This window comes from Streptomyces africanus (assembly GCF_002150735.1).
GTDB lineage: Bacteria > Actinomycetota > Actinomycetes > Streptomycetales > Streptomycetaceae > Streptomyces > Streptomyces africanus.
Map to the genome: position 1 here is coordinate 1 of NZ_MUKA01000501.1, position 9,075 is coordinate 9,075.

The window sequence follows — 9,075 nt, forward strand, 5'->3', positions numbered from 1 at the left end:
CGCCGCACCCGCCGCCCCGCCGCCCCCGTCGACACCAAGGAGGCCTGAGATGTCGAAACTCGGCACCCTCGGCGCCCGACTGCACCGTGGCGAGGTCGGCTACGACTTCGTCAAGAACCGCAAGATCTGGTACGGCCTCTCCATCCTGATCACCATCACGGCCATCGTCGGCCTGGCGGTCCGCGGCCTGAACATGGGCATCGAGTTCCAGGGCGGGGCCGTCTTCAACACCCCGAAGAACACCAGTGCCTCGGTGTCCCAGGCGGAGACGTACGCGGAAGAGGCCTCCGGCCACGACGCGATCGTCCAGAAGCTCGGTGACGGCAGCCTGCGCATCCAGGTGGCCGGCATCGACACCGGCGCGGCCGACAAGATCAAGGACAAGCTCTCCGACGATCTGAAGATCGACAAGGAGCAGATCAACGCCGAACTGGTCGGCCCCAGCTGGGGTGACCAGATCGCCGGCAAGGCCTGGCAGGGCCTCGGCATCTTCCTGGTCCTCGTGGTGCTCTACCTGGCGATCGCCTTCGAGTGGCGCATGGCGCTGGCCGCGTTCGTCGCCCTGATCCACGACATCACCATCACGGTCGGCATCTACGCCCTGGTCGGCTTCGAGGTCACACCGGGCACGGTGATCGGTCTGCTGACCATCCTCGGCTACTCGCTCTACGACACGGTCGTGGTCTTCGACAGCCTCAAGGAACAGACCAAGGACATCACCAAGCAGACCCGCTGGACCTACAGCGACATCGCCAACCGTTCGATCAACAGCACCCTGGTCCGCTCCATCAACACCACGGTGGTCGCGCTGCTGCCAGTCGCGGGCCTGCTGTTCATCGGCGGCGGTGTCCTCGGCGCCGGCATGCTGAACGACATCTCGCTGTCGCTGTTCGTCGGCCTCGCCGCCGGTGCGTACTCCTCGATCTTCATCGCCACGCCGCTCGTCGCCGACCTCAAGGAGCGCGAGCCGCAGCTGAAGGCCCTCAGGAAGCGCGTCCTCGCCAAGCGGGCGCAGTCCGGCGCCCAGGCCGGTACCGAGCCCCAGGGCACCGACGAGTCGTACGACGGCGAGCCCGAGGACGCGGCACCCGCGGTCGTCGGCCCCCGCAACCAGCCCGCGTCCCGCACCCGGGGCCGTGGCCGTCCCTCGGGGAAGCGCCGATGACCGACATCAGGGAGCTGCTGCTCAGCCGCATCAGGGACGTGGCGGACTACCCGGAGCCGGGCGTGATGTTCAAGGACATCACTCCGCTCCTGGCGGACCCGGCGGCGTTCACCGCGCTCACCGACGCCCTCGCCGAGATCGCCGAGCGCACGGGTGCCACCAAGGTCGTCGGCCTGGAGGCCCGGGGCTTCATCCTCGGCGCCCCGGTCGCCGTCCGCGCCGGCCTCGGCTTCATCCCCGTACGCAAGGCGGGCAAGCTCCCCGGAGCCACCCTCGCCCAGGCCTACGACCTGGAGTACGGATCGGCGGAGATCGAGGTGCACGCCGAGGACCTGACCGCCGACGACCGCGTCCTGATCGTCGACGACGTCCTCGCCACCGGCGGCACCGCCGAGGCCTCGGTCCAGCTCATCCGCCGGGCCGGCGCCGAGGTCGCGGGCCTCGCCGTCCTCATGGAGCTCGGCTTCCTCAGCGGCCGCGCCCGCCTGGAGCCGGCTCTGAACGGCGCCCCGCTGGAGGCGCTGCTCACGGTCTAGAAACCCCACCGCAGAGCGCCGTACACCGGCACGACAGCGCGGAGGCGGGCCCGGAGGAATCCGGCGCCCGCCTCTCGTGTTTCTTGGGGTAGACGGTCCTCACATTGGCCTGAAGGCGATCCTGGGGCCCAGGATGGCTACCATGGGGTCTCCGGAGCCTGACCGGGGGACCCGGATCGCGCACGAGGAGCCCTCTTGCCAGACGAGGCCCAGCACCTGACCGCCGCCAAGCCCGAGTCCGCCTCGGCAGCCGCGGCCAAGCCCGCGCCGAACGCGCCCCACGCGAAGAACGACACCCGCGGGCCGGTCGAGCACGCCCAGTCGGCGCCGGTCGACAAGCCCGCCGAGCAGGCGCGCCCCAAGCCCGCCCCGCCCGTGCGGCAGGCCTCCGGTCAGCCGGCCCGTACCGGCTCCTCCAACCGCGTCCGCGCCCGCCTGGCCCGCCTCGGCGTCCAGCGCGCGAACCCGTACAACCCGGTGCTGGAGCCGCTGCTGCGGATAGTGCGCAGCAACGACCCGAAGATCGAGACGTCGACGCTCCGCCAGATCGAGCGCGCCTACCAGGTCGCCGAGCGCTGGCACCGCGGCCAGAAGCGCAAGAGCGGCGACCCGTACATCACGCATCCCCTCGCGGTGACGACCATCCTCGCCGAGCTGGGCATGGATCCGGCCACGCTGATGGCGGGCCTGCTGCACGACACGGTCGAGGACACCGAGTACGGCCTGGACGACCTGCGCCGCGACTTCGGCGACGTCGTCACCCTGCTCGTCGACGGCGTCACCAAGCTGGACAAGGTCAAGTTCGGCGAGGCCGCGCAGGCCGAGACCGTGCGCAAGATGGTCGTCGCCATGGCCAAGGACCCGCGCGTCCTGGTCATCAAGCTCGCCGACCGCCTGCACAACATGCGCACCATGCGCTACCTCAAGCGCGAGAAGCAGGAGAAGAAGGCGCGCGAGACCCTGGAGATCTACGCGCCGCTCGCCCACCGCCTGGGCATGAACACCATCAAGTGGGAGCTGGAGGACCTCGCCTTCGCGATCCTCTACCCCAAGATGTACGACGAGATCGTCCGCCTGGTCGCCGAGCGCGCCCCGAAGCGCGACGAGTACCTGGCCATCGTCACCGACGAGGTCCAGCAGGACCTGCGGGCGGCCCGCATCAAGGCGACCGTCACCGGCCGTCCGAAGCACTACTACAGCGTCTACCAGAAGATGATCGTCCGCGGCCGGGACTTCGCGGAGATCTACGACCTGGTGGGCATCCGCGTCCTGGTGGACACCGTCCGCGACTGCTACGCGGCCCTCGGCACGGTGCACGCGCGATGGAACCCGGTCCCCGGCCGGTTCAAGGACTACATCGCGATGCCCAAGTTCAACATGTACCAGTCGCTGCACACCACGGTCATCGGCCCCGGCGGCAAACCGGTCGAACTCCAGATCCGCACGTTCGACATGCACCGCCGCGCCGAGTACGGCATCGCGGCGCACTGGAAGTACAAGCAGGAGGCCGTCGCCGGCGCCTCCAAGGTGCGCACGGACGCGCCCAAGTCCTCCGGCAAGGACAAGGACGCCATCAACGACATGGCGTGGCTGCGGCAGCTGCTGGACTGGCAGAAGGAGACCGAGGACCCCGGCGAGTTCCTGGAGTCGCTGCGCTTCGACCTCTCCCGCAACGAGGTCTTCGTCTTCACCCCCAAGGGCGACGTCATAGCGCTCCCCGCGGGTGCCACGCCGGTGGACTTCGCCTACGCGGTCCACACCGAGGTCGGCCACCGCACCATAGGCGCCCGGGTCAACGGCCGGCTGGTCCCGCTGGAATCCACCCTCGACAACGGCGACCTGGTCGAGGTCTTCACCTCCAAGGCACCCGGCGCCGGTCCCTCCCGCGACTGGCTCGGCTTCGTCAAGTCACCGCGCGCCCGCAACAAGATCCGCGCCTGGTTCTCCAAGGAGCGCCGCGACGAGGCGATCGAGCAGGGCAAGGACGCCATCGTCCGCGCCATGCGCAAGCAGAACCTGCCGATCCAGCGCATCCTGACCGGCGACTCCCTGGTGACCCTCGCGCACGAGATGCGCTACGCGGACATCTCCGCGCTGTACGCGGCGATCGGCGAGGGCCATGTCTCCGCGCAGAACATCGTGCAGAAACTCGTCCAGGCCCTCGGCGGCGAGGAGGCCGCCACCGAGGAGATCGACGAGTCGATCCCGCCGGCCCGCGGCCGCAGCCGCAAGCGCCGCTCCAGCGCCGACCCGGGCGTCGTCGTCAAGGGCGTCGAGGACGTGTGGGTCAAGCTGGCCCGCTGCTGTACGCCCGTCCCCGGCGACCCCATCATGGGCTTCGTCACGCGCGGCAGCGGCGTATCGGTTCACCGCACCGACTGCGTCAACGTCGACTCGCTGTCCCGCGAGCCCGAGCGCATCCTCGACGTCGAGTGGGCGCCCACCCAGTCCTCGGTCTTCCTGGTCGCCATCCAGGTCGAGGCCCTGGACCGCTCCCGGCTCCTCTCGGACGTCACCCGCGTCCTGTCCGACCAGCACGTCAACATCCTCTCCGCGGCGGTCCAGACCTCCCGCGACCGCGTCGCCACCTCCCGCTTCACCTTCGAGATGGGCGACCCGAAGCATCTCGGCCATGTGCTGAAGGCGGTCCGGGGTGTGGAGGGCGTCTACGACGTGTACCGGGTGACGTCGGCGCGCAGCCGGTCGTAACGGCTCGCGGCGACCACGCGAAAAGCGACCACGCGAAAGGGGCCCCGTACGGCATGTACGGGGCCCCTTTCCGACCGGCTGATCAGCCGCCGAACTCCTGCAGACCCTTCAGCGCCTGGTCCAGCAGCGCCTGACGGCCCTCGAGCTCACGCTCCAGCTTGTCCGCCCTGGCGTTGTTGCCCTGCGCCCGGGCCTGCTCGATCTGGCCCCTCAGCTTGTCCACGGCGGCCTGGAGCTGGCCGGTCAGACCCTCGGCACGCGCGCGTGCCTCCGGGTTCGTCCGGCGCCACTCGGTCTCCTCGGCCTCCTGGAGGGCCCGCTCGACCGCGTGCATCCGGCCCTCGACCTTGGGCCGGGCGTCGCGCGGCACATGACCGATGGCCTCCCACCGCTCGTTGATCGCACGGAACGCCGCCCGGGACGCCTTCAGGTCCGTGATCGGCAGGAGCTTCTCGGCCTCCTCGGCCAGCTCCTCCTTGAGCTTCAGGTTCTCCGCCTGCTCGGCGTCCCGCTCGGCGAACACCGAGCTTCGCGCGGCGAAGAAGACGTCCTGGGCGCCGCGGAAGCGGTTCCACAGATCGTCCTCGTGCTCGCGCTGGGCCCGGCCGGCGGCCTTCCACTCGGCCATCAGCTCCCGGTAGCGCGCGGCCGTCGCACCCCAGTCCGTCGAATTCGACAGTGCCTCGGCCTCGGCGACCAGCCGCTCCTTGGTCCGCCGCGCCTCCTCGCGCTGGGCGTCCAGCTGCGCGAAGTGCTGCTTGCGCCGCTTGGAGAACGCCGACCGCGCGTGCGAGAACCGGTGCCACAGCTCGTCGTCGGACTTGCGGTCCAGCCGCGGCAGGCCCTTCCAGGTGTCCACCAGGGCCCGCAGCCGCTCACCGGCCGCCCGCCACTGGTCGGACTGCGACAGCTCCTCCGCCTCGACGACCAGCGCCTCCTTGGCCTTGCGCGCCTCGTCGGACTGCTTGGCCCGCTGCGCCTTGCGCTCCTCGCGGCGCGCCTCCACCAGCTCGGTGAGTTTGTCCAGCCGGACCCGCAGGGCATCCAGGTCGCCCACCGCGTGGTGCGCGTCGACCTGCTCCCGGATGTGGTCGATGGCCGCCTGGGCATCCTTCGCCGACAGGTCGGTGGTCTTCACTCGCTTCTCGAGGAGGCCGATCTCGACAACCAGGCCCTCGTACTTGCGCTCGAAATAGGCCAGCGCCTCCTCGGGGGAGCCTGCCTGCCACGAACCGACGACCTGCTCGCCGTCGGCCGTACGCACGTACACGGTCCCCGTCTCGTCGACGCGGCCCCACGGGTCGCTGCTCACAGCGCCTCCTCCACATGATGCCTGCGAGGGGCTGAAGCTCCCCCGGGCATCGTCCACAGTTTCGTCACGGCCAACATAGGCGACCGGCGGGGGGCCTGTCCGCATCCCGCGCGACCGAAATTACGCAGTTGAGGGTCAGGATTTCGCGACCGTGGCCTTGTTGATCACGACCGTCGCGTTGGGCGCGGTGTTGCCCGTCTGAGGGTCGGGGGCCTGCGCTCCGGCGGCGGCGATTTTCTTGAGGACCTTCATGCCCGCCTCGGACACCGTTCCGAACGGGGTGTAGTCGGGCGGCAGCTGACTGTCCTGGTAGACGAGGAAGAACTGGCTGCCGCCGCTGTTGCGGCCCTGCTTCGTCTGGGCGTTGTACTGGTTCGCCATCGCGACCGTGCCCGCCGGGTACACCCCGCCCTTGAGGCTCTTGTCCTTCAGATTCTCGTCCGGGATCGTGTAGCCGGGGCCGCCCATGCCGGTGCCCTGCGGGTCGCCGCACTGCAGGACGTAGATCTGCTGGTCCGTGAGCCGGTGGCACTTGCTGTGGTCCAGGTAGCCCTTGCCGAGGAGGAAGTTGAACGAGTTGACGGTGTGCGGCGCCGCCGACGCCTTCAGCGCGATGTCTATCTCGCCGCAGGTCGTGTCCAGCTTCATCGTGTACTTCGCGGACTTGTCGATGGTCATCGCCGGTTCCTTCTTCCAGGTCTCCGACTTGACCTTGCCCGGGGCCGGCTTCTCGCACGGGTCCGGGGCCTTGCTGGGCGAGGCGCTCGGGGTGACCTCCGCGCCCGCGTTCTCCTTCTTGCCGTCGTCCTCGAACGGCTTGGTCAGGTAGACCGACACGGAGAGCACCACGACCACGCCGAGAACCGAGGCGATCACGGAGTTGCGGATACGGGCCTTGCGTCGCGCATCAGTGCGCCGCTGCTGCTGCCGCAAGTACTTCTCACGGGCGAGCTGACGCCGCCGCTGTTCCTGGCTGACCACCGGGTTCTCTCCTCATGGGTCTCGAACGTCGACCGGTACGCGTGGGGCCTGTGCGCCGACCGCCTGCGTGTGCCCCGTACCGTATATGGGTTCGCTGAGGAATCGGCAGCGCCGGTAGGCTCTGACAGCAGCCGCAGCCGCCCGTATCGACACAACGAAGGACGATCGTGCTCATTGCCGGGTTCCCCGCCGGGGCCTGGGGGACGAACTGCTACCTCGTCGCCCCCGCCGCCGGTGAGGAGTGCGTGATCATCGACCCCGGCCATCAGGCCGCCGACGGCGTCGAGGAAACGCTCAGAAAGCATCGGCTCAAGCCCGTCGCCGTCGTCCTCACGCACGGCCACATCGACCACGTGGCGTCGGTCGTCCCGGTGTGCGGCGCGCACGACGTGCCGGCCTGGATCCACCCCGACGACCGGTACATGATGAACGACCCCGAGAAGGGAATCGGCCGTTCCATCGGGATGCCGCTCCTGGGCGAACTGACCGTGGGGGAGCCCGATGACGTCAAGGAGCTGGCCGACGGGGCGAAGCTGGAGCTGGCGGGCCTGGAGCTGTCCGTCGCGCACGCGCCCGGCCATACCAAGGGGTCGGTGACCTTCGGTATGCCCGAGGCGGCGGACATCCCGCCGATCCTGTTCTCGGGCGACCTGCTGTTCGCCGGCTCCATCGGACGCACCGACCTGCCCGGCGGTGACATGGCCGAGATGCTCGACTCGCTGGCCCGCGTGTGCCTGCCGCTCGACGACTCGACCGTGGTGCTGTCCGGCCACGGCCCCCAGACCACCATCGGCCAGGAGCGCGCCACCAACCCGTATCTGCGGCAGGTGGCGGCCGGCCAGGGAGCATCCCCGGCTCCCCGACGAGGAATGTGACGAGACCTTCCGTGAGCACCTTCAAGGCCCCCAAGGGCACGTACGACCTGATCCCGCCGGACTCCGCGACGTTCCTTGCGGTCCGCGAGGCGATCGCCGCGCCGCTGCGCAACTCCGGCTACGGCTACATCGAGACGCCGGGCTTCGAGAACATCGAACTCTTCGCGCGCGGCGTCGGCGAGTCGACGGACATCGTGACGAAGGAGATGTACGCCTTCGAGACGAAGGGCGGCGACCGGCTGGCCCTTCGTCCCGAAGGCACGGCCTCCGTGCTGCGTGCCGCGCTGGAGGCCAACCTGCACAAGGCGGGAAACCTCCCCGTCAAGCTCTGGTACTCCGGCTCGTACTACCGCTACGAGCGCCCCCAGAAGGGCCGCTACCGCCACTTCTCCCAGGTCGGCGCCGAGGCGATCGGTGCCGAGGACCCGGCGCTGGACGCCGAACTGATCATCCTGGCCGACCAGGCCTACCGCTCGCTGGGCCTGAGCAACTTCCGGATCCTGCTCAACAGCCTGGGCGACAAGGAGTGCCGCCCGGTGTACCGGACGGCGCTGCAGGACTTCCTGCGCGGCTTGGACCTGGACGAGGACACCCTGCGCCGGGCGGAGATCAACCCGCTGCGCGTCCTGGACGACAAGCGCGAGTCGGTGCAGAAGCAGCTCGGGGACGCCCCGCTGCTGCGCGACTACCTCTGCGACGCCTGCAAGGCGTACCACGAGGAGGTGCGCGAGCTGCTCACGGCGGCGGGCGTCGCCTTCGAGGACGACCCGAAGCTGGTGCGCGGCCTGGACTACTACACGCGCACGACGTTCGAGTTCGTCCACGACGGCCTCGGCTCCCAGTCCGCCGTCGGCGGCGGCGGGCGCTACGACGGCCTCTCCGAGATGATCGGCGGCCCCGCGCTGCCGTCCGTCGGCTGGGCCCTCGGCGTCGACCGCACGGTCCTCGCGCTGGAGGCGGAGGGCATCGAGCTCGAACTCCCCGCCACCACCAGCGTGTTCGCCGTCCCGCTCGGCGAGGAGGCCCGCCGGGTCCTGTTCGCCAAGGTCACGGAGTTGCGCAAGAACGGCATCGCGGCCGACTTCTCCTACGGCGGCAAGGGCCTCAAGGGCGCGATGAAGAACGCCAACCGCAGCGGCGCCCGCTACACGATCGTCGCCGGCGAACGCGACCTCGCCGAGGGCGTCGTCCAGCTCAAGGACATGGAGTCGGGCGAGCAGACGGCGGTCGGGGTGAACGAGATCGTGGCGGAACTGGAAGCCCGCCTGGGCTGAGCCGCCGCCCCTGCCTGGCCGGCCTCGCCCTCACACCCTGTCCGGCGTTTGCGGATGGGCGTGTCTGGGCTGGGCCGGCGCTCCTGCGTGGGCTGCATGGGCGCCCCTGTCCGGCCGGCCTCGCCCTCACACCCTGTCCGGCGTTTGTGGATGGGCGTGACTGGGTTGGGCCGGCGCTCCTGCCCGGGCGGCTTCGTCCTCTCAGCCCGTCCGGCGTTTGAGG

Annotated in this window: 7 protein-coding genes; 5 read left to right on the top strand and 2 right to left on the bottom strand. The window is 69.9% G+C overall.

Annotated features, from left to right (window positions below):
* The first annotated feature begins 49 nt into the window (after positions 1–49).
* From secF to relA, 3 genes are all read left to right on the top strand, one after another.
* Complete coding sequence (gene secF / locus CCL05_RS40760) at positions 50–1,165, top strand: protein translocase subunit SecF (protein WP_086565615.1); 1,116 nt, start codon at positions 50–52, stop codon at positions 1,163–1,165.
* Entirely contained in the window at positions 1,162–1,701 is a 540-nt protein-coding gene (locus tag CCL05_RS40765; RefSeq protein ID WP_086565616.1) for an adenine phosphoribosyltransferase, read from the top strand. Before secF ends, CCL05_RS40765 begins: the two co-directional genes overlap by 4 nt.
* Before the next feature lie 195 nt (positions 1,702–1,896).
* Positions 1,897–4,410, top strand: a complete 2,514-nt coding sequence (relA, locus tag CCL05_RS40775) for a GTP pyrophosphokinase (protein ID WP_086565617.1) — start codon at positions 1,897–1,899, stop codon at positions 4,408–4,410.
* A gap of 82 nt (positions 4,411–4,492) precedes the next feature.
* Here the strand turns inward: relA and CCL05_RS40780 are convergent, their stop codons facing one another.
* Together CCL05_RS40780 and CCL05_RS40785 are read right to left on the bottom strand one after the other, a co-directional pair.
* Entirely contained in the window at positions 4,493–5,722 is a 1,230-nt protein-coding gene (locus CCL05_RS40780; RefSeq protein WP_086565618.1) for a DUF349 domain-containing protein, read from the bottom strand.
* 135 nt (positions 5,723–5,857) lie between these two features.
* The gene (locus tag CCL05_RS40785) at positions 5,858–6,703 is read right to left on the bottom strand and encodes a peptidylprolyl isomerase (RefSeq protein WP_086565619.1); all 846 of its coding nucleotides are present in this window, start codon (positions 6,701–6,703) and stop codon (positions 5,858–5,860) included.
* A 167-nt stretch (positions 6,704–6,870) separates the two neighbouring features.
* On the opposite strand from CCL05_RS40785, the gene CCL05_RS40790 reads away from it, so the two are divergent.
* Positions 6,871–7,578: an MBL fold metallo-hydrolase gene (locus CCL05_RS40790; protein ID WP_086565620.1), complete on the top strand. Its 708-nt coding sequence runs from the start codon at positions 6,871–6,873 to the stop codon at positions 7,576–7,578.
* A gap of 11 nt (positions 7,579–7,589) precedes the next feature.
* Positions 7,590–8,852, top strand: coding sequence for a histidine--tRNA ligase (gene hisS, locus CCL05_RS40795; RefSeq protein ID WP_086565621.1), 1,263 nt, complete (start codon positions 7,590–7,592; stop codon positions 8,850–8,852).
* The last annotated feature ends 223 nt before the right edge of the window (positions 8,853–9,075 follow it).

Coding starts and splice junctions, on each gene's coding strand:
- secF (WP_086565615.1), top strand. CDS start 50: ATGTCGAAACTCGGCACCCTCGGCGCCCGACTGCACCGTGGCGAGGTC.
- CCL05_RS40765 (WP_086565616.1), top strand. CDS start 1,162: ATGACCGACATCAGGGAGCTGCTGCTCAGCCGCATCAGGGACGTGGCG.